A 20,298-nucleotide genomic window follows, 5' to 3' on the forward strand; every position below is an offset into this window, starting at 1 on the left:
CCCCACTCCCACGCCGCCCCGCCGCAGATCAGGCTGGCGAACGCCAGCCACCCGAGGGGCGGCAGGAAGAAGATCGCGCCGAGCAGGACGCCCAGCAGCACGAATGCGGTAATGACCCGGGTCTTAAGCATGATCCGCCGAATCCCGGCTTGCCTCTTCCTGTTTCGCGGATTTTTCGGAATCGCACAACTGCTCGCTGGTCCGCCCGAACCGGCGCTCGCGCGACCTGTAAGACGCAATCGCCAGATCGAGCGCCTTCTCGTCGAAATCCGGCCAGAGCGTGTCGGTGAAGTAGAGCTCGGAATAGGCGAGCTGCCACAGCAGGAAATTGCTGATCCGCTGCTCGCCGCCGGTACGGATGAACAGGTCCGGCTCAGGACCGTAGTTGAGCGACAGCTCTGCGTTCAGGTCCTCTTCGGTGAATCCCGAACGGCGCTCGGGGTTCTTCGCGAGCATGCGCTCGACGGCCTGCAGGATGTCCCAGCGCCCGCCGTAGTTGGCGGCGATCGTGAGCGTGAGCCGCTCGTTGCGCGCAGTCAGATCCTCCGCGCGCCGGATCATGTCGACGAGCCCGGGCTCGAATCGGGACAGCTCGCCGATGACGCGAAAGCGGATGCCGTTTTCATGCAGGCGATCGATTTCCTTCTGCAGCGAACGCATGAAAAGCTGCATCAGGAACGAGACTTCGTCGGCAGGCCGGCGCCAGTTCTCGGAACTGAAGGCGAACAGCGTCAGGTGGGACACGCCCTTCGCCATGCATGCCCGGATCACGGCGCGAACGGATTCGACGCCCTTGCCGTGACCGGCAACGCGCGGCATGAAGCGCTTGCGCGCCCAGCGCCCATTGCCATCCATGATGATGGCAATGTGCTGCGGAACGCCGGAGACCTCCGGGATTTCGCGCGTGGAGCTGGTAAAGGGTTTACGCGCCATCATGCGCCTCCCGCGTGGTATCCCGCCATCGGATCCGATCCCGGAGGGATCAGATCTGCATCAGTTCCTGCTCTTTCTGTGCGAGCAGCTTGTCGATCTCGGCAATATTTTTGTCGGTGAGCTTCTGGATGTCGTCCTGGGCGCGACGCTCCTCGTCTTCCGAGATCGTCTTGTCCTTGACCGCATCCTTGAGCTGCTGGTTGGCGTCGCGGCGCAGGTTGCGCACGGCCACCTTGGCGTTCTCGCCTTCGTGGCGCACGACCTTTGTCAGGTCGCGACGGCGCTCTTCCGTCAACGCCGGCATCGGCACCCGCAGCATCTCGCCCATGTTGGCCGGATTTAGGCCCAGGTCGCTGTCGCGGATGGCCCGCTCGATCTTCCCCAGCATGGGCTTTTCCCAGGCCTGGACGCCGATCGTGCGTGCGTCGATCAGGGTGACGTTGGCGACCTGGTTGATCGGAACCGGGCTGCCATAGTACTCGACCATCACATGATCGAGCAGACCGGTATGGGCGCGACCGGTGCGCACCTTGCTCAGGTCGGCCTTCAGCACGTCGATCGACTTCTGCATCCTCTGCTCGGTCGATTTCTTGAGTTCGGCAATCATTCTCGAATCCTCAGGAATGAACCAGCGTGCCTTCGTCTTCGCCCATCACGACGCGCTTGAGCGCACCCGGCTTGAAGATCGAGAACACGTTGATCGGCAGTTTCTGATCGCGGCACAGCGCGAACGCGGTGGTGTCCATCACGGCGAGGTTGCGCCCGATCGCCTCGTCGAAGCTTATGCGGTGGTAGCGCTTGGCCAGCGGATCCTTGTGCGGATCGGCGGTATATACGCCATCGACCTTGGTCGCCTTCAGCACGATCTGCGCGGCCATTTCCGACCCGCGCAGCGCGGCGGCGGTATCGGTCGTGAAGAACGGGTTGCCGGTACCGGCCGCAAAAATGACGACGCGGCCTTCCTCCATGTGGCGGATGGCGCGCCCGCGGATATACGGCTCGACCACCTGGTCGATGCGCAGCGCGGACTGCACGCGCGCCTCAACGCCGGCGCGGCGGAATGCGTCGGCCAGCGCCATCGCATTCATCACCGTTGCGAGCATACCCATGTAGTCCGCGGTGGCGCGGTCCATGCCGGACGCAGCGCCTTTCATTCCGCGGAAGATGTTGCCGCCGCCGATCACCACGCCGACCTGAACGCCAAGGTGCGTGACCTCGGCGATCTCGGCGACGATGCGGCTGACCACCTCTTCGTTGATGCCGTACGCGTCGTCACCCATCAGGGCTTCGCCGGACAGTTTCAACATGATGCGCTTGTAGGCGGCGACACTCATCATGGACCTCTTACTTCTTGGCTGCAGCAGCCTGGGCGGCGACTTCGGCGGCGAAGTCGGTCACCTTCTTCTCGATGCCTTCACCCACGACGTAGAGCGTGAAGCTCGCGATCGAGGCATTGCGCGACTTGAGCAGCGCTTCGACGGTGAGCTTGTCGTCCTTGACGAAGGGCTGGCCGAGCAGCGTGACTTCCTTCAGGAACTTCTGCACCGAACCTTCGACGCGCTTGGCGAGGATGTCCTCGGGGATCGCCTTGCCGGACTTGGCGGCATCCTCGGCAGCCTTCTCGCGCGCAACGCGGCGCTCGGACTCGATCAGTTCGAGCGCGACGCCCGAAGAGTCCAGAGCCTTCGGCTTCGACGCGGCGATGTGCATGGCCAGGTCCTTCGCCATCTGCTCGTCGCCACCGACGAGGTCGATCAGCACGCCGATCTTGGCACCGCCGTGGATGTAGGACGCCAGACGACCCTTGGCTTCGACGCGCACGAAACGGCGCAGCGTCATGTTCTCGCCGATCTTGCCCACCAGGCCAGCACGCACGGAATCCACCGTACCGTCACCCAGCGGCAGTGCCGACAGCGCAGCGACGTCGGCCGGATTGCGCTCGGCAACCAGGGCGGCGCAGTCGGCGGCCAGCTTCAGGAATTCGTCGTTCTTGGCGACGAAGTCGGTTTCCGAGTTGATCTCGAGGATGCTGCCGAGCTTGCCGTCGGCGCTGATGTTGATCGCGACGACGCCTTCGGCGGCAACGCGGGAGGCTGCCTTGGTGGCCTTGCTGCCGAGCTTCACGCGCAGGATCTCTTCAGCCTTGGCCAGGTCGCCAGCGGCCTCGGTAAGAGCCTTCTTGCATTCCATCATGGGCGCGTCGGTTTTCTCGCGCAGTTCCTTGACCATGCTTGCGGTGATTTCCGCCATGCTAACTCCTCAAATTCGTATGCTTATCGGCCCTGCGTGCAGGGCCGAGGAAACTCAGGCCTGCTCACCCGAAGCCGACTCGTCGACTTCGACGAATTCGTCCGAACCCGCGGCGACGATGTCCTGCAGCACCTGGCTGCGACCTTCCAGCACGGCGTCGGCGACACCGCGGGCATAGAGGCGGATTGCGCGCGACGAGTCGTCGTTACCCGGGATCACGTAGTTGATGCCTTCGGGCGAGTGGTTGGTATCGACCACCGCGACAACGGGAATGCCGAGCTTCTGGGCTTCGGTGATGGCGATCTTGTGGTAGCCGACGTCGATGACGAACAGCGCGTCCGGCAGGCCGCCCATATCCTTGATGCCGCCGATCGACTTCTGCAGCTTTTCCATTTCGCGCGAGGCCATCAGCGCTTCCTTCTTGGACAGACGCTCGATCGAGCCGTCCTCGACCATCGCCTCCATGTCCTTCAGGCGCTTGATCGACTGCTTGACGGTCTTGAAGTTGGTGAGCATGCCGCCGAGCCAGCGCTCGTCAACGAAGGGCATGCCGGCGCGACCGGCTTCCTCGGCGATGATCTCGCGCGCCTGGCGCTTGGTACCGACCATCATGATGGTGCCGCGATTGGCGGACAGCTTGCGCACGAAGTCCATCGCTTCGTTGTACTTGACCATCGTCTTCTCGAGGTTGACGATGTGGATCTTGTTGCGCTGGCCGAAGATGTAGGGGGCCATGCGCGGATTCCAGAAGCGGGTCTGGTGACCAAAGTGGATGCCGGCTTCCAGCATCTGACGCATCGTGACGGACATTTGTACTACTCCGAACTATAAGGGTTGAGCCTCCGCCCGACATGGTCATTCCAGGATGACCCGAACCGTCCCGAGCACATGGCTTTTCGACGGACCCTCACGGCATTCTGCCGGGCGTGTGGATTTTGCCTGCCACCATTGGCAGACAAGCCCAAGATGATAGCAGGTTCGCGCCACCCCACTCAAGATCGAGATGCCCGCACGCGCGGGCAGGCGTGGCCGCCGCGCATCGGATTTGCCGCGGCTTCCGCCATGCGCTAGCCTTTCTCATTTACGCGCCAACCCCTGCACAGATGAGCATCACCATAAAAACACCCGACGAAATCGAGAAAATGCGCGTTGCCGGCCGGCTGGCGGCGGAAGTGCTCGACTACATCGAACCCTTCGTCAAGCCGGGAGTCACCACGGGCGAACTGGACCGGCTGTGCCATGAGTACATGGTCAACGTGCAGCAGACGATTCCCGCACCGTTGAACTACGCACCGCCCGGATACGCGCCCTACCCCAAGTCCATCTGCACGTCAATCAATCACCAGGTGTGCCACGGCATCCCCGGCGAAAAGGCGCTGAAGAAGGGCGACATCGTCAACCTCGACATCACCGTGATCAAGGACGGCTACCACGGCGACACGAGCAGGATGTTCATCGTCGGCGGCGACGGCTCCATCCTCGCGAAGCGCCTGTGCCAGGTGACGCTGGAATGCCTGTGGCTGGGCATCTCGGTCGTGAAGCCCGGAGCCCGGCTCGGCGACATCGGCCAGATCATCCAGAAGCACGCGGAAGGAAACGGCTTCTCGGTCGTCCGCGAGTTCTGCGGTCACGGCATCGGCACCAAGTTCCACGAGGAGCCGCAGGTCCTGCACTACGGCAAGGCGGGCACCGGCCCGGAGCTGCAGCCGGGCATGACCTTCACGATCGAACCGATGATCAACGCCGGCAAGGCGGCGATCTCCGAGCTTCCCGACGGCTGGACCATCGTCACCAAGGACCGGAGCCTGTCCGCGCAGTGGGAACACACAGTGCTCGTCACGGAAACCGGCGTCGAAGTCCTGACGCTGTCGGCGGGCTGCCCGCCTGCCCCCGCGATTGCCGCGCCATCGATCCGGTAAGCGCGAACCACCGGGAGCAGCCATGAGCGCCATGTCGATCGATGACTTCCAGGCGGCGCTCGCGCATGCCCGCGGGCACCTGTCCAACGGAACTGCGCGCATCCGCGCCGCCTACGAGGCGCATCCGGCGACATCGACCGTTCTCAAGGGGCGCGCCCAGCTGGTCGACGAGGCGATCCTCCACCTGTGGCGGGCGTGCGCCATGCCCGGCGAAGTCGCGCTGCTTGCCGTGGGTGGCTACGGACGCGGCGAACTGTTTCCGCACTCCGACGTAGACTTGCTCGTGCTGCTGCCGATTCCGGCCGACAGCCCGTTGCAGGCGCGCATCAGCACCCTGATCGGCGCGCTGTGGGACGTCGGCCTCGAGATCGGCCAGAGCGTGCGCACGCTCGACGAGTGTCTGGAGGCGGCCGAGGAAGACATCACCGTCCAGACCAACCTGCTGGAAGCCAGGCTGCTCGACGGCAACGCGGAGCTCTTCGAGGAGTTCGTGCGGCGCTACCAGGCTCAGCTCGACGTACGCACGTTCTACAAGGCAAAGCAGCTCGAACAGGAAAACCGCTACGCGCGCTTCAACGACACCCCGTACGCGCTCGAACCGAATTGCAAGGAGAGCCCGGGCGGGCTGCGCGACCTGCAGATGCTGGGCTGGATCGCACGCGCCGCCGGGCTAGGGCGCAACTGGCGCGACCTCGCCCGGCGGCGCCTGATCACCGGCGCGGAGGCGAGCGAACTGCGCAGCATCGAGCGCTTCCTGCAGCACGTGCGCATCCGCCTGCACTATCTGACCGGTCGCGCCGAGGATCGCCTGCTGTTCGACCACCAGGAAAGGCTCGCGCGTGCGTTCGGCGTCGAGGCGACCGCAGCCAAGCGCGCCTCCGAAGTGTTCATGCAGCGGTACTACGTGAACGCGAAGAAGGTCACGCAGACCAATACCATCCTGCTTCAGAACTACGGCGCCGAGATTTTCCCCAACCGCGGCGGCGCCGCCTTCGTGATCAACGAGCGCTTCCAGGCGGTACGCGAACTGCTCGACATCCGCAGCGAGGACACCTTCGAGCGCCATCCGCTGGCGCTCCTCGAATGCTTCCTGCTGCTGCAGCAGCGCTCGGAGCTGAAGGGCATGACCGCACGGACGCTGCGTGCGCTGTGGCTGAACCGCACGCGCATCAATGCGGCCTTCCGCGCTGATCCGGCCAGCCGCGCGATGTTCATGGAGCTGCTGAAGCAGAAGCGCGGCATCGTGCATGAATTCCGGCGGATGAACCAGTACGGCATCCTGAGCCACTACCTGCCCGCGTGGCGGCGCATCGTCGGTCAGATGCAGCACGACCTGTTCCACGTCTACACCGTCGATCAGCACATCCTGATGGTGCTGCGCAACATGCGCCGCTTCACGATGGGTGAGCACGCGCACGAATACCCGCTGATGACGCGGCTGATCCTGGGATTCGAGCGCCACTGGCTGCTGTACATCGCTGCCTTGTTCCACGACATCGCGAAGGGGCGCGGCGGCGATCACTCCCAGCTGGGCAAGGGCGACGCGCGCGAATTCTGCGAGCACCACGACTTGCCGCCGGAAGACGCGGAGCTCGTCGTGTGGCTGGTCGCACACCACCTCACGATGTCGCAGGTCGCACAGAAGGAGGACACGACGGATCCCGAGGTCATCCGCCGGTTCGCCGACACCGTGCAGACCGAACGGCGCCTGACCGCCCTCTACCTGCTCACCCATGCAGACATTCGCGGCACGAGCCCGAAGGTCTGGAACGGCTGGAAAGGCAAGCTGCTCGAAGACCTGTTCTTCGCCACGCAGCGCCTGCTGCGCGGCGCGACGCCGCAGCAGGCGCTGGGACTCGACGACCGCCAGGAGGACGCCCGCGAGCTGCTGCGCTACCACGGCCTGCGCCCGGGCATCGAGGAAGCGCTATGGACGCAGCTCGACGCGGTCTACTTCATGCGCCATTCCGCCGAAGAGATCGCATGGCACGCGCGCATCCTTTATTTCCGTCCGCAGAGCGACGAGCCGGTGGTCAAGGCCCGGGTTCTAGACGGCGACGAGGGTGTGCAGGTGATGGTGTTCACCCCCGACCAGAAAGACCTGTTCGTGCGCATGACCGGTTTCTTCGGCCGGCTGGGGTTCTCGATCCTGGACGCCAAGGTGCACACGACGCGTCACGGTTATGCGCTCGACAGCTTCATCCTGCAGGATCCGGGCAACACCGCACATTATCGCGACGTCATCCAGCTGATCGAACATGATCTGACCGAACGGCTGATCCATCCGGGAAGGTCTGACCGCCCGACGCAGGGCAGGCTTTCGCGCCAGATGAAGCACTTCCCGATCACCCCGCAGATCAGCATCCAGCCGGACGAGCCGGGCAAGCACTTCATCCTGTCCCTCGTCGCAGCGGACCGCCCCGGGCTGCTGTTCTCGGTCGCCGAGGTTCTCGCGCGGCACGAGATCCGCCTGCACACGGCGAAGATTGCAACGCTGGGCGAGCGCGCCGAGGATACCTTCCTGATCAGCGGAGGGCGCCTCGCGCTCGACGGTCAGATCCTGCAGGTCGAGCGCGAGCTGCTTGAACGCCTGCAGGTCTAGCAAGCCCCCGCGTTGCGCGTTCGCACGGGCGTATACGCGGGGCGTCAGTGCCCCTTGGTCTGCAGACGATCCATCAGGGCATAGAGAACGCCGGACACCAGGAAGGCGACGTGAATGCCGACCATCCACGCGAGGTGGCGGTCCGTCACGTTGTCGACGTTCAGGAAGGCCTTCAGCAGCTCGATACCCGAAATTGCGACGATCGAGCCGATCAGCTTGATCTTCTGGTCGGAGAATCCGATATGCCCCATCCATTCGGGGCGGTCGGTATGCGAATGCAGATCCTCCATTTTCGACACGAAGTTCTCGTAGCCGCTGAACATGATGATGATGAGCAGGCTCATGATCAGCGCGATGTCGACCAGCGACAGCACCCCGATGATCATCTCCGACCCGGTGGCGCTCATGATGTGGCTGAAGAGGAACCAGACTTCCTTGCCGAACTTCACGAGAAGCACAATCAGCGCCAGGATCAGCCCGAAGTAGACGGGCGCCATCAGCCAGCGGCTGGCGAAGAGCATGTGTTCGAAGGCTGATTCGAGTTTCTTCATTTCTTGTGCAGGATGCATGTAATGGAACGGGAGGGCGCAATTCTAGCAGTTGTCGCACACGTCCCCGGCTTCAGCCTCGGCCGGCCAGACGGCCGCGCAGCACGCTCCCCACCATCGTCAATATAAAGGCAAGGAGGGCGAGCGCATTGACGAGCCCGCCCGCCAGCAGCAGGGGCGCTGCACCGCCGCCCACGAGCGTTCCTGCAATCCTCGCCGCAAGCGAGACGTGAAGCAGCACGAGCGGCAGGTAGAAGACCGGATGATAGGGAATCCGGACCCGCGCGATGGCCGGGAAGATGATCGGGGCATGGCCGAACACCATCGCGAACACGAAACCGAGCGCGATCGCATGCAAGGCCGCATCGCGCAGCAGATGGCCGGGCGCGAAGCCGCCCGCGAGCCCGATCGCGGCCCCCACGGCCAGCCACACGTAGCCGGACAGGAGGCAGAGCGCGATGTAGCGCACAAGCTCGCGTTGCCGCGCGTTGTGCCGCGCGATGTCGTAGCGCAGCAGCCACAGCGACAGCGCGAAAAGGCCGGCCGCGAACAACACGAGCCCGAAGGGCGAGAACCAGGCCGCCACGGCGCCGCCGAGCGTGGCCGCGACGGCGATGCGAAAGAGCGGCGCAGCCTCGCGGCGCGCAGGCAGGAAGCGGGTGAGCTCGAGCCTCTCGCCGGCGATCGTCACCACAAGAAATGCGAGCCACCACGGAATCGCAGGCTGGATCATGCCGCTCGCGACCCAGGCGAGGTTGCCTGCAAGCCAGCACCCTGCCCCGACTGCCAGGGTCCGCGTAAACAGGGCCGACTGCCGGCGCACGACCGCGATCGCGCCACCGACGAGCACCACTGAGGCGAGGACAAACAACAGTTGCGCCGACGGGAGGGGCAAACCGGCGAGCAATGCGATGCCCCCGAGCCCCGAGGCCAGAGGCCCCGCATAGGCGATGGGGTGTCCGAGCGCTACGGCACGCTCGAGCCCGATCACCGTCCCGAAGAATGCGCAGACCATCAGGGCGGCATGCCACCCGGCCAGCGACGCTGCGAGAGCGGGGACGTCTGCGCCCAGGCGCGCCAAGCCGGCGCCGACACCGGCCACGAGCGACAGCATCCCCAGCACCAGCAACACCACGCGCGGCACCAGCCGCGGATCAGAACTCACGACGCCCCACCTCCGTATTCCCTGCTCCGTCGATCTCTCGGGGTGTCCTTACCAGCCGAAATGACCGCGCGCATCCTTGTTCATCATTTCGGGGGTCCACGGCGGTTCCCACACCAGATTGACCACCACACCAATCTCGGGCGGCAACGCAGCATCGAGCGCGGCATCGATGTCGCTCATGATCATGTCGCCCATGGGACACGCCGGCGAGGTCATCGTCATGCGGATGGAGACCTGCTCGGGCGTGATGTCGATGCCGTATATGAGCCCGAGATCGACGATGTTGACGCCCACCTCGGGATCGATCACCTGGCGCAGCACTGCCTTGACGGATTCCACATCGGGAATTGCAGGCATCGCGAACCTCCTCGTCCGTCGTATTGGAAGTCCGATTATGACCGCGAAGCCGCGGAAAACTCCAACCCGACCGGTTCGTCTCTCCAGACCGTCCGACGAAAAGCGGGTGCCAGCTTACAGGATCTCTTCTACCTCGGGCAGCAGGCGATCGAACTCCCTCTTGACCACCGCATAACACTCGCAGGCCCTCGCCTCCAGCCCCGGCCGGTCGCGGACGGTGATGTGGCCACGCCGGTATTCGATCACGCCGGCCCTTTGCAGCTTGCCAGCCGCCTCCGTGACCCCTTCGCGGCGCACGCCGAGCATGTTGGCGATCAGTTCCTGGGTCATGACCAGTTCGTTCACCTGCAAACGGTCAAGACTGAGCAGCAGCCAGCGGCAGAGTTGCTGGTCCAGCGAGTGATGGCGGTTGCACACCGCCGTCTGCGCCATTTGGGTCAGCAGTGCCTGGGCATAGCGCAGCAGCAGGTTATGCAGTGCGCCGGAGCGACGCCCCCCGACCCGATCGAATTCCTTCTTCAGAACCTGACCCGACAGCCGATAGGCGCGGCCCGCGCTTTGCACGACGGCCCGGCTGGGCGTCGTTTCACCGCCCATGAACAAGGAGACACCGACGATCCCCTCGTTGCCGACCACGGCGATTTCGGCCGAGGCGCCGTCTTCCAGCACATACAGCAGGGACACGATCGCATCGGTGGGGAAATAGACGTGACGCATCTGGGTCCCCGATTCGTACAGCACTTCGCCGAGCTCCATCGGGATCAGTTCCAGATAGGGAGCGATGCGCGCGTAGTCGTCGCCCGGGAGGGCGGCGAGAAGGTGGTTCTGGCGCGGGTCATGAAAGTCATCCATACGCAATCCTCCACTCGCCAAATACCCATTTCCTTTATAGGCGTTTCATTCCCTATATGCGCGACAGCGAACAGACGCGGCAAGGGATTCAGCTCAATTCTTATCTGCCCACGGCAGGAAGAGAGGAACGGCAAGGCACCTCGAGCGAGCAAGGACCAGCATCGCCCGGAAGGCGATGGGCGCGCACTGGACCTCGATCTCACGTATCGCGTCGTTGTCGAGCGGGCGGCGCAAAGCAATGACGCGCAGCGCGTGGTGCGGCAAGGCTTAATCTTCGCATGGAGAGGATGATGAAACGCTATTTGAAATACATTCTTGCAGTCCCGTCATTGGCAGCCCTGGCGCTGTCAGGTCAGACGATCGCCGTCTCGGACGACGTCGCGCTGTCAGGCAAGAAGCTCGACCAGCAGATGGACCGACGCGCGCAGCAGACACTGGCCGAGGGAAGGGAGACCTTCCGCTTCGATACCTTCGGCGATGAGGCCTTCTGGGGCGACACGCTGAAGCTGCACGAGGCGGTCAAGGGTGCGCCGCTTGGTGGCGTCGGCCCGGGCGTGAGCCCGAAGACTGCGCTCGCCGTGGGGCTGAAGATCGATGTCGATGCCCTGCCCGGGAAGCTCGTGGACGACCTCAAGGGCGGGCGTGTGAATCTGGACGATCCGGCGGTGACTGTCGAGTTGCTGCGCCTGAATGCGGTCATCGGCGTGACCGGGTTCTTTGACGGAGGGCGCGACCTGCGCTCCGTCGGAATCCAATGCGCGCTCTGCCATACCGCGGTGGACAACTCGCTCGCTCCGGGGATCGGTCATCGGCTCGACGGCTGGGCGAACCGCGACCTCAATGTCGGCGCGATCATCAATCTGTCGCCGGACCTGAGCGCCGTGGCCGCACTGCTCCAGGTCGACGAGGCGACCGTGCGCCAGGTCGTCACGGCTTGGGGACCGGGGAAGTTCGACGCCGCGCTGTTCCTGGACGGCAAGGGCTTCCGACCCGACGGCAAGACCGCCGCAACGCTGATTCCCCCGGTGTTCGGGCTGGCCGGAGTCAACCTCCACACCTGGACCGGCTGGGGCTCGGTGCCGCACTGGAATGCCTTCGTCGCCAATCTCGAGATGCACGGCAAGGGAACGTTCTACGATCCGCGCCTGAACGACCCGGTGCAGTTTCCCGTTGCAGCCCGCGCGGGCTTCGGCGACGTACGCAGCAACCCCGACCTGATCAGCCCGAAACTGCCGGCGCTGCATTTCTACCAGCTCGCGATTCCCGCCCCGGCTGCGCCGACAGGCAGTTTCAACGCCGCCGCCGCCGCGAGCGGCAAGCAGATCTTCGAGAACAAGGCAGGCTGCGCGAGCTGCCATGTTCCCCCAACGTTTACCGAGCCGGGCTGGAACATGCATACGCCGGCCGAAATCGGCATTGATGATTTCCAGGCAAACCGGGCGCCGGACAGGCGCTACCGCACCGCACCGCTGAAGGGCCTGTGGACCCACACGACCGGCGGCTTCTACCACGACGGGCGCTTCGCGACCCTGGGGGCAGTCGTCGACCACTATAACGCCCACTTCGGATTAGGCTTGACCGGACAGGAGAAGATCGAATTGGTGGAGTACCTGAAGTCGCTCTAGCCGCGCCGCGACGAACACTCGCCAGACGGGCAGAGGGGGCGTCAATCGTCTTTCCGCCGCCCCTGGCGCTGCGCCTTGCGCCGCGCGTAGTGAGCCATCAAGGGCGTCACGGATACGCCGTGAACCACGATGGAGACGGCCACCACGGTGAGCGTGAGGGCGATGATTTCCTCCGCCAGGGGACGCGGCAGGCCATGGTTGATTGCGTACATCAGGTAGTAGATCGAGCCGATGCCGCGGATGCCGAACCACGAAATCAGGATGCGCTGGTCGCGTGACACGGGCGCACCGAGCAATCCAAGCCACACCGACAGGGGACGCACGACCAGGAACAGGAGCAGGACAATCCAGGCGGCGCTGGCGGGGAGGTAGGTGTAGGAGAGCATCGCGCCGACCACCAGGACGACCGCCACCTCCGCGATCCGCTCCAGTTGTTCGTTGAAGCCCTGCACTGCCTGCATCATGTAGGCGCCGGCGTAGTCCGCATGGGTGGCAAGCACCTCGTCGGCCTGCTTGCCCCGAAGACCCGTTTCCAGGAGCACAGCATCGGAGATCCGCCTCGGCTGTTCGTTCACTCGCTGCAGAGCGAGGCCCGCGGCAAAAACGGCCAGGAAGCCGTACGTGTAGCTGACCACGGCGAGCCCGTAGGCCAGTGCAATGAGTCCCAGCGCGAGGAATTCGTCGAAACCGACCGACTCCTTGTGGCGGCTGCGCAGATAGACGACCAGCCGCCCGATCAGCGTGCCCAGCATGCCGCCGATCAGCAGGCCGCCAGCGATCGCCCACAGCACGTCGACGGCCAGCCAGCGCCAGCCGCCCGTGCCCAGGTCGTGAAGACCCATCAGGCCGAGTCCCAGCATCACGAAGGGAAAGGCGGCGCCATCATTCAAGCCGCCCTCACCCGTCAGGCTGAAGCGCAAGCGGTCGCGATCGCCCGCCTCGAGCACCTGCACGTCGGACGCCAGCACCGGATCGGTAGGTGCGAGGATCGCCCCGAGCAGGACTGCTGCGCCGAGCGAAAGGCCGAGACCCAGAACGCCGATCGCCGCGATGAGCCCCACCGTGATGGTCATCGAAACGAGCGCGAGACGCACTGGCAGACGCCAGCCCTTGTCCGACATCGGGAGGCCGAGCTTGAGACCGACGGCGAACAAGGAGATGAGCACCGCCAGCTCGGTAACTCGTTCAAGGATGACAGCGTAGGTCAGCGGATCGGGCGACAGGAGCGCCCATCCGGCGGGGCCGAGCCCGAAACCGGCGGCCAGGTAGAGCATGGCGGTGCTCAGGGGGAGCCGCTTGAGCGATGTGCCCGACAGGGCCATCGTGATCAGCAGCACGCCGATGATGAGCGCCCAGATAGCGAAGGACATGGGACAAAGATACGCGAGTTGCCCGGCCTCCTTCGTACGTTGCCGCACATTGCGCAGGTCGTCCGGCAGAAAATCGGCTTTCCGGTGATCGAGCTGGCAGACACTCCCCAAGCACGGCATGAGCGCGACCGTACAGAGCGACGGACGGCAGAAGGGGATGATCAACATGAAGATCGGCGGCTTGCCCCGAACCGAGCACGCAGTGAAACGTGTCATCACATGCGCGGCGAAAGGGGTACAGAACGTCGGCAATGTGGTGAGCAGCAGGACTCGGGTGGAGTCGCTCATCGTAACGATCGCGGGGGCCAGCCCGGCCGGCGCGCGACCCTAATTCAAAATGGGCAGGAGATTAATCATGAAGACGATCAATGAATTCGGATCGGTGCTCGGCGTCGTTGCGGCGCTGACGCTTGGTGCATGCGCAACCCCCTACAACGAACCCTATGGGGCCAGCTCCGGGGTGAGCAATCGGGAAGAGGCCTCCTCCGGCTATGGCGTGGTGTCGGCGGTTGAACGGATGAGTTCCGACAACACGGGCCGTGCCGGAGGCATCGGCCTGGGCACCATCGCCGGCGCCGTCGTCGGGGGTGTGGTTGGCAACCAGGTGGGGTCCGGAAGCGGCAACACGGCGGCAACCGTCATCGGCGCCGCGGGCGGTGCGTATGTCGGCCACGAGCTGGAAAAACGCCAACAAGTGCAGCGGGGGGACGATGCCTACAAGGTCACGATCAGCATGGATGACGGGACGTACCAATCGATGATCCTGGACAGGAGCAGCAATACCGACTTCCGCGTCGGCGACCGGGTGCGGATCAGGAATGGCGTGCTGCAGCGGTACTGATCGCGGCACGTGGTCCCTGAAAGGAAATGCCCTGCTGTGCAGGGCATTTTTCCGTTGGTGAAGCACACGTTCGAGCCGGGCGACGGGTCGATGTACGCGGCGGCAGTTGCGCGCCGCTCTTGCGGCGCCGCAGACGACCGGTGTCTCAGTTGCGCCGCTCGTCCCTGCGCCTCTGTTCTTCGCGCCGTTCCTCTTCCAGCTTCTGTTCTTCGCTGTCCTTGTTCTTGTCTCGCCCCCTGCCCGCGGCAGGCTTGGGCTCCTGACCACGCGGCTCCGCCGCTGGCGCCGGCTGCGAAGGTGGTGGGGCCTGCTTCGGTGCAGCAGCAGCCGGACGCGGCTCAGCTTGCCGCGCGTCCGGCGCAGGCTCGGGCTTCGCCCGTTGCGCGGGTTGTTGTGCGGCGGGCGGAGGGGGCGACGGAACGGCGGCTTTCTCGCGCTCGCGCTGGGCACCATTCCCACGCTGTTCCGACCTGTCGCGTGGTTCGCGCGACTGCACTGCAGGTCGCTCGGGCGCTGCTCGCGGCGGGGCCGCCTCCTCGGGCGGCGCTACACGTCGGGCTGGCGCCGGGGCCGGCGTCACCGCTTGTTCTCGCTGTTCGCGCTGTTCGCGCTGCACCCGCTCGTCACGCTGTTCGGACTTTCCGCGTGGTTCGCGTGCTTGTGCTGCCGGCTCGGCTGGTGTGGCGGGCACTGCGGGCACCGCCGGTGTCGCTCTGGTCGCGGGCGTGGCCGGTGTCGCAGGCACGGCTGGCATCGCGCGCGGCGGAGCGGACTCTGGCTCGGCGGAGCGTTGCGGTGATGCGGGCCGCGGGGCGACGGTTTGTCCGCGCTGCTCATCGTTTCCACGCTGCTCCGTTCTGCCCCGCTGCTCATCGTCACCGCGCTGATCCGCCCTGCCGCGTGGTTCGCGCGGTTGCGCTGCGGGCGCGGCTGGCGCTGCTTGCGGCGGCGTGATCTGGGGCTGCGTCGCACGCTGCGGCGGTTCCGCCTGCGGTGCTACGGGTTCTTCACGTTGATCCGCCCTACCCCGCTGTTCGGACCTTGCGCCGACATCGGGCGTCTTGGCACGAGCCGCTGCCTGCGGCGGACGCGAACGCGGCATCCCATCCTGCTTCCGGGTGATGACTTTGACGGCGGGGGCCGGCGCGGTTGCTGCGGACCTCAATTCCTTGCGTACGGACTCATCGAGCGGTCTGCCTGGCTCGGCGCTCAGTCGCTGCTGTTGTGCCACGAATCCGACAGGCGCCGGCGGCGGGGCAGTCCGCGCAACGACACGTCGTTCGAGTGCACGCGGAGGCGGCTTGCCCCCTTGGGCAGCAGCGCCGCGCAAGCTCTTCTCGGTCGGCGCAAGCGGCGCAACAAGCGCCAGCGGTGCACTGCCGATCGTTTCCCGCGATACCCGCAGTGCCTCCCTCGATACCGGCTGCGACTGCACGAACGCGGTCGTCGGCACGGCGACGACGGCACCCTCGACGCTGCGGTTCATGTAGACCACATTGGTCACGTTCGTATTCTTGTAGTAATTATTGATGACCGTGTTATTGACGACGGTATTGCTGCGATTGATATTCTCGAAATAATCGCGGCTGACCCGATACGCAGGTCGGTAGACCTCCCGCGGCGCCAGCGGGAACCACGCGACAGCGCCGACAAGGCCGCTCGATATCGTGAGCTGGAAGTTTCCACCGCCGACGAACACGACCAGCGCCGGGGCGTAGTAGGCCCTGCTGCGCACGGGACCGGGCACCCAACCCCAGGCTCCACCGACATGGGCCCAGCGGCCATAGTGAGATACCGCGAAGCCCCACGGCGCGTCATCCACCCAGGTCCAGCCCCACGGGTCGATCCACGCCCAATGTCCGTCGCGATATGGCGCCCAGCCGGTGGCCACGCGATCCGGGTACCACACGTTGCCGTAAGTCGCGTCGGCACGCCAACTGCCGTGCTCATCGAGGTCGTGGTAACCGATCACATCTTGCGAGACATAGCGGGCGGAACGCGAGTCGTCGTAGCGACGGTCACGGCTGTTCGACCAGCGGTCGAAGTCGTCCGGTCGCAGCGCATCGACATACTCGTACTCGCGCAGGTTGGTACCGGTGAATCGATAGGCTTGCCGAGAATCGATGACGTAAGCGGCTTCGTCGCCGTACGCCTCGCCCTGCCCCCTGCGCACATAGATCGTGGTCACATCGTCGTCGGGATCGACTTCGATCCGGTATGCCCCCGGTTCGCGCAAGGTAAAGGCCAGATTCGGCGTATCGACCTCGAAAACCTGGTTTGGCGCGATACGACGGACGCGCACATTCAATGCGCCCTGGGTCAATTGCAGTTGGGTGATGCGGTCATCGAGATTCAGGACGGACACGCTGGTACCGGCGTGCATGCGCACCAGCGCTCCGCCGGTCTCGAGTTCGGCGCGCGCATCGTCATCGACCCAGAGGCGGTCACCGGTGGTCAGGGGGCGATTGACCGTGGCCTGAACCCATTCGCTGTCGCCCGCGGGCGACATGCTCACTGCGCCGCTCGCGTAGGCAAGCCGCGCGACGCGCGAGGGCGGGTCCGCGCCTACCCAGCCGCTGAAGGCCAGGATTGCGACGCCAGCCAGGAAGGTGGCTATCCGCAAGCGGAGAGATTGCGTTTTCATGATGGTTCCTTGAGCGGGATTACGCCGTCAGGATTGACAGAAGCGGTCGACGTCATAGCCGGCGCTCGGTCAAGAAGACGATAAAAAGCATACCTGGCACCGAGCGCACCGTCTGTTCGGTAGCACACCAAGACCGTCGGCGAGTCGTGACCCCTGGCGACGCCGTCGGGACCTTGATCCGGCGCGATCGCACGGGGGTTCGGTGGGAGGGCAAACGCGCTCGCTATGTATGCTCCCGAACAGACTGCGCCCCGGTAGTGGGTGACATTGGCACCGACTACGTTGTTGCCCGGCGCACCGATGTGCGAGCGCGGACACGGCGAGGATCTGCAATTCCAGCAACGGGATCCGAGGTCCGGCCACGCCGGATTGTGTCGCGCGTCTGGATGGAATACCGCGGCGCCTGAGCGGCTTCGGTATGCGCAACCCATTACAGGAGACATCAATGACTTCGATACTGAGAATGGCGCTGGCGGTGGCCGGCGTGCTTATGGCCACACAAGCGGCCGCACAGGTCACCTTCTACGAACGTGAGCGCTTCAGGGGCAGTTCCTTCACCACGACGGAAAGGGTGCGCAACTTTGAGCGCCGCGGCTTCAACGACCGGGCCTCGTCGGTCGTGGTCGCGCGCGACCGCTGGGAGGTTTGCGAGGACGCCGGCTTCAGAGGCCAGTGTGTCGTCCTGCGTCGCGGCAGGTATCCGTCGCTGGCCGCCATGGGCTTGAACGACCGCATTTCGTCGGCGCGGATGCTGGACAGGAATGCGCGCATCGACGAGGACCGTTATGCGCCCGACCCGAACGCGAACCGCAATGATCGTGACGACGCCCAAGTCACCTTCTACGAACGTGAAGGCTTCCAGGGCCGGTCCTTCAGCACCGAGCAACAGATCGGCAACTTCGAGCGCAATGGTTTCAACGACCGCTCCTCGTCGGTCATCGTTACCAGCGGCCGCTGGGAAGTATGCGAAGACGTCCGCTTCAGCGGTCGCTGCGTCGTCCTGCGTCCGGGCAGGTATCCGTCCCTGGCAGCGATGGGCCTGGACAACAGCGTGTCATCGGTGCGAACGGTGAGCCGCGACGCGCGCATCGATGACCATCGTTATGCACCGGCTCCCGTCGTCTCCAGTGACTACCGCCGGCGCAATGACGAACGCCTGTACGAGGCGGAGGTAACGAGTGTGCGCGCGGTGGTGGGACCGCCCGAGCAACGCTGCTGGGTCGAGCGTGAAGCGGTCGATCAGGACCGCAGCAACGCCAACGTTCCCGGCGCCATTGCCGGTGCCGTGATTGGCGGCATCCTCGGCCACCAGATCGGTGACGGACGCGGCAGGGATCTCGCGACAGCCGGTGGTGCCGTCGCGGGAGCCGTAGTCGGCGCCAACGTCGGTCGTAACGACGGCGGACAGCAGGCGTACGCCCAGGATGTGCGACGGTGCGAGAACGTACCCAGCCAGGCCCGCCCCGAATACTGGGATGTGACCTATGCCTTCAGGGGACAGGCGTATCGCGTACAGATGACCGCGCCCCCCGGACGCACCGTCACGGTAAATGAGCGCGGCGAGCCGCGCGAGTGAGCCTTCGACGCAGCAGACCCCAGAACCCGCGCAAGGCGGCCCGTTCGGGCCGCTTTGCCGTGGGGCGCACGAGCTTGCGCCGCCTATGTGCGACAGGAGACAGACGGTAACGGGCGATCTGCATAACCTGAAGTCATCGGAGCCAGCAGCATGCAGTGTCAACACCGCGGCGATGTCCAGAGGTTGAAAGCAGCGCGGTCCTGGCAAAGAGAATGGTGTGTAAGGCATCGCACACCAATGCATCACTCCCAAGCTCACCAGATGAAGGAACGAAAATGAACGCACTCAGCATTAACGTGATCGCGATTGCGCTCGGACTGGCGTTCAGCGGCGCTTCGATGGCCGAAGGCATGTCAAAGACCGATTACCAGGCCGCCAAGGACAAGATCACAGCCCAGTACAAGGCCGACAAGGCTGCTTGCGACTCGATGTCCGGCAACAAGAAGGATATCTGCGTGGAAGAGGCCAAGGGCAAGGAAAAGGTCGCCAAGGCGGAACTCGAGGCGAGCTACAAGCCGAGCCGGGAAACCCGGTACGACGTGAGCGTCGCCAAGGCCGAGACCGCCTATGCAGTGGCGAAGGAACGCTGCGATGACATGGCCGGCAACACGAAGGATGTGTGCGTGAAGGAAGCGAAGGCTGCCGAAGTCACCGCGAAGGCCGACGCCAAGGCGCAGATGAAGACCTCAGAGGCCAACGCCGAGGCCGCCAAGACGACCTCCAAGGCCAATGTCGCGGCTGACGAAAAAACCGCCGAGGCACGCAGCAAGGCAAGCGAACAGGCTACCGATGCCCGCAAGGACGCCACTGCGGACAAGCGTGAGGCCGAGTACAAGGTCGCAAAGGAAAAGTGCGATGCATTTGCGGGTAACGCCAAGGATGACTGCCTGATGAAAGCGAAAACGCAGTTCGGCATGTAATCAGTCGCATTCGAAGATGTACGAGCACGGGAAACACGATGTTGGGAAAGAGGTAGTTCCATGAAAACGCTTCAGAGATTCGCGCTCAGTGCAGTTGCCGCAGCAGCAATGCTCGGTCTGGGCGGTTGTGCCGGAATGTCGGCACAGGACAAGAACACAGCCATCGGCGCCGGAGTCGGCGCCATCGGTGGCTCGGTTCTTACAGGCGGCAGCGCGGTCGGAACGGTCGGCGGTGCTGCAGTCGGCGGCGTCATCGGCCACGAAGTCGGCAAATGACGATCGACGCGCGTAGTGGCAGCCCTGCCCGGCTGTGCCGCGCGGCCGCCTTTCACCCCGATCCCGCAGGGGGCGTGACCGAGATGGTCTCGCTCGCTGTCGGGCAAGAAGTGGCCCACAAGGAGGTACGAATGATGAAACACGCAAGGACGCTCGGCGCAGCCTTGGTCATGGCTACGTTGCTTGCAGCGCTGCCCGGCTGTCAGAAGGAAGCAGGCCCGGCAGAGCGGGCTGGCAAGGAAGTCGACAAGGCGGCCGAGAAGGTTGGAGAGTCGATCGAGAAGGCCGGCGACAGCATCCAGGACGCCGCAAAAGGCGACAAGAAATAGCCGTCGCGCCGCTCGCGCTGAATTACCGACTTTTATCGTCTGCGAATTGGCGGGGCACTCGGATCATTGCGCGCAGCTCGCTATGCGCACC

At 64.7% G+C, this 20,298-nt stretch carries 20 protein-coding genes; 9 read left to right on the top strand and 11 right to left on the bottom strand.

Translation table 11 applies throughout. The annotated features are described in order from the left end of the window. Window positions 1–123: 123 nt before the first annotated feature. Genes uppS through rpsB form a run of 5 tightly spaced genes read right to left on the bottom strand, consistent with a single transcriptional unit; the run spans window position 124 to window position 3,993 of the window. A complete protein-coding gene (uppS, locus tag GPA27_RS12615) occupies window positions 124–933 on the bottom strand; it encodes a polyprenyl diphosphate synthase (RefSeq protein ID WP_169140958.1) in 810 nt (269 codons plus the stop codon). Window positions 934–982: 49 nt separating this feature from the next. Further along, complete coding sequence (frr, locus tag GPA27_RS12620) at window positions 983–1,540, bottom strand: ribosome recycling factor (RefSeq protein ID WP_169140960.1); 558 nt, start codon at window positions 1,538–1,540, stop codon at window positions 983–985. 10 nt (window positions 1,541–1,550) lie between these two features. Then, the gene (gene pyrH, locus GPA27_RS12625) at window positions 1,551–2,267 is read right to left on the bottom strand and encodes a UMP kinase (RefSeq protein ID WP_026296224.1); all 717 of its coding nucleotides are present in this window, start codon (window positions 2,265–2,267) and stop codon (window positions 1,551–1,553) included. A gap of 10 nt (window positions 2,268–2,277) precedes the next feature. Next, window positions 2,278–3,183, bottom strand: a complete 906-nt coding sequence (tsf, locus tag GPA27_RS12630) for a translation elongation factor Ts (RefSeq protein ID WP_169140962.1) — start codon at window positions 3,181–3,183, stop codon at window positions 2,278–2,280. 54 nt (window positions 3,184–3,237) lie between these two features. Further along, a complete protein-coding gene (gene rpsB, locus GPA27_RS12635) occupies window positions 3,238–3,993 on the bottom strand; it encodes a 30S ribosomal protein S2 (protein ID WP_169140964.1) in 756 nt (251 codons plus the stop codon). Between the two features lie 293 nt (window positions 3,994–4,286). Here rpsB and map point away from each other — a divergent pair, with 293 nt between their 5' ends. Together map and GPA27_RS12645 are read left to right on the top strand one after the other, a co-directional pair. Continuing rightward, the gene (map, locus tag GPA27_RS12640; RefSeq protein ID WP_169140966.1) at window positions 4,287–5,102 is read left to right on the top strand and encodes a type I methionyl aminopeptidase; all 816 of its coding nucleotides are present in this window, start codon (window positions 4,287–4,289) and stop codon (window positions 5,100–5,102) included. 22 nt (window positions 5,103–5,124) lie between these two features. Continuing rightward, window positions 5,125–7,704 carry a [protein-PII] uridylyltransferase gene (locus tag GPA27_RS12645; RefSeq protein ID WP_169140968.1) on the top strand — a complete coding sequence of 860 codons (2,580 nt, stop codon included), beginning with the start codon at window positions 5,125–5,127 and terminating at the stop codon, window positions 7,702–7,704. Between the two features lie 44 nt (window positions 7,705–7,748). On the opposite strand, the gene GPA27_RS12650 is transcribed toward GPA27_RS12645, so the two are convergent. From GPA27_RS12650 to GPA27_RS12665, 4 genes are all read right to left on the bottom strand, one after another. Next, window positions 7,749–8,255, bottom strand: coding sequence for a TIGR00645 family protein (locus GPA27_RS12650; RefSeq protein WP_169140970.1), 507 nt, complete (start codon window positions 8,253–8,255; stop codon window positions 7,749–7,751). 70 nt (window positions 8,256–8,325) lie between these two features. Then, window positions 8,326–9,417 carry a DUF8744 domain-containing protein gene (locus tag GPA27_RS12655; RefSeq protein ID WP_256222927.1) on the bottom strand — a complete coding sequence of 364 codons (1,092 nt, stop codon included), beginning with the start codon at window positions 9,415–9,417 and terminating at the stop codon, window positions 8,326–8,328. Between the two features lie 48 nt (window positions 9,418–9,465). Continuing rightward, window positions 9,466–9,774, bottom strand: a complete 309-nt coding sequence (locus tag GPA27_RS12660; protein WP_169140972.1) for a metal-sulfur cluster assembly factor — start codon at window positions 9,772–9,774, stop codon at window positions 9,466–9,468. 114 nt (window positions 9,775–9,888) lie between these two features. Beyond that, window positions 9,889–10,626, bottom strand: coding sequence for a Crp/Fnr family transcriptional regulator (locus GPA27_RS12665; RefSeq protein ID WP_169140974.1), 738 nt, complete (start codon window positions 10,624–10,626; stop codon window positions 9,889–9,891). On the opposite strand from GPA27_RS12665, the gene GPA27_RS12670 reads away from it, so the two are divergent. Together GPA27_RS12670 and GPA27_RS12675 are read left to right on the top strand one after the other, a co-directional pair. Beyond that, the gene (locus GPA27_RS12670; protein ID WP_211164979.1) at window positions 10,612–10,917 is read left to right on the top strand and encodes a hypothetical protein; all 306 of its coding nucleotides are present in this window, start codon (window positions 10,612–10,614) and stop codon (window positions 10,915–10,917) included. The genes GPA27_RS12665 and GPA27_RS12670 overlap by 15 nt on opposite strands. Beyond that, on the top strand, window positions 10,917–12,251 hold the full coding sequence (locus GPA27_RS12675) for a hypothetical protein (RefSeq protein ID WP_246261068.1): 1,335 nt from the start codon (window positions 10,917–10,919) through the stop codon (window positions 12,249–12,251). Before GPA27_RS12670 ends, GPA27_RS12675 begins: the two co-directional genes overlap by 1 nt. Window positions 12,252–12,292: 41 nt before the next feature. Here GPA27_RS12675 and GPA27_RS12680 read toward each other — a convergent pair whose 3' ends face one another. Then, complete coding sequence (locus GPA27_RS12680; RefSeq protein WP_246261070.1) at window positions 12,293–13,909, bottom strand: cation:proton antiporter; 1,617 nt, start codon at window positions 13,907–13,909, stop codon at window positions 12,293–12,295. 67 nt (window positions 13,910–13,976) lie between these two features. Between GPA27_RS12680 and GPA27_RS12685 the strand changes: the two genes are divergently transcribed. Continuing rightward, the gene (locus GPA27_RS12685; RefSeq protein ID WP_169140978.1) at window positions 13,977–14,462 is read left to right on the top strand and encodes a glycine zipper 2TM domain-containing protein; all 486 of its coding nucleotides are present in this window, start codon (window positions 13,977–13,979) and stop codon (window positions 14,460–14,462) included. 145 nt (window positions 14,463–14,607) lie between these two features. Here the strand turns inward: GPA27_RS12685 and GPA27_RS12690 are convergent, their stop codons facing one another. After that, window positions 14,608–17,106, bottom strand: a complete 2,499-nt coding sequence (locus GPA27_RS12690; protein WP_169140980.1) for a DUF6600 domain-containing protein — start codon at window positions 17,104–17,106, stop codon at window positions 14,608–14,610. Window positions 17,107–17,569: 463 nt separating this feature from the next. Here GPA27_RS12690 and GPA27_RS29365 point away from each other — a divergent pair, with 463 nt between their 5' ends. The 4 genes from GPA27_RS29365 to GPA27_RS12715 all read left to right on the top strand — a co-directional run bounded on the left by GPA27_RS29365 (window position 17,570) and on the right by GPA27_RS12715 (window position 20,207). Beyond that, a complete protein-coding gene (locus GPA27_RS29365) occupies window positions 17,570–18,682 on the top strand; it encodes a beta/gamma crystallin-related protein (protein WP_269469651.1) in 1,113 nt (370 codons plus the stop codon). Window positions 18,683–18,957: 275 nt separating this feature from the next. Further along, window positions 18,958–19,602, top strand: coding sequence for a hypothetical protein (locus GPA27_RS12705; protein WP_169140983.1), 645 nt, complete (start codon window positions 18,958–18,960; stop codon window positions 19,600–19,602). A gap of 60 nt (window positions 19,603–19,662) precedes the next feature. Next, the gene (locus GPA27_RS12710) at window positions 19,663–19,878 is read left to right on the top strand and encodes a YMGG-like glycine zipper-containing protein (RefSeq protein ID WP_169140984.1); all 216 of its coding nucleotides are present in this window, start codon (window positions 19,663–19,665) and stop codon (window positions 19,876–19,878) included. After that, the gene (locus tag GPA27_RS12715) at window positions 19,875–20,207 is read left to right on the top strand and encodes a hypothetical protein (protein WP_246261072.1); all 333 of its coding nucleotides are present in this window, start codon (window positions 19,875–19,877) and stop codon (window positions 20,205–20,207) included. The genes GPA27_RS12710 and GPA27_RS12715 overlap by 4 nt, the downstream gene beginning before the upstream one ends. Window positions 20,208–20,298 lie beyond the last annotated feature (91 nt).

It is taken from the genome of Aromatoleum toluolicum (genome assembly GCF_012911005.2).
GTDB lineage: Bacteria > Pseudomonadota > Gammaproteobacteria > Burkholderiales > Rhodocyclaceae > Aromatoleum > Aromatoleum toluolicum.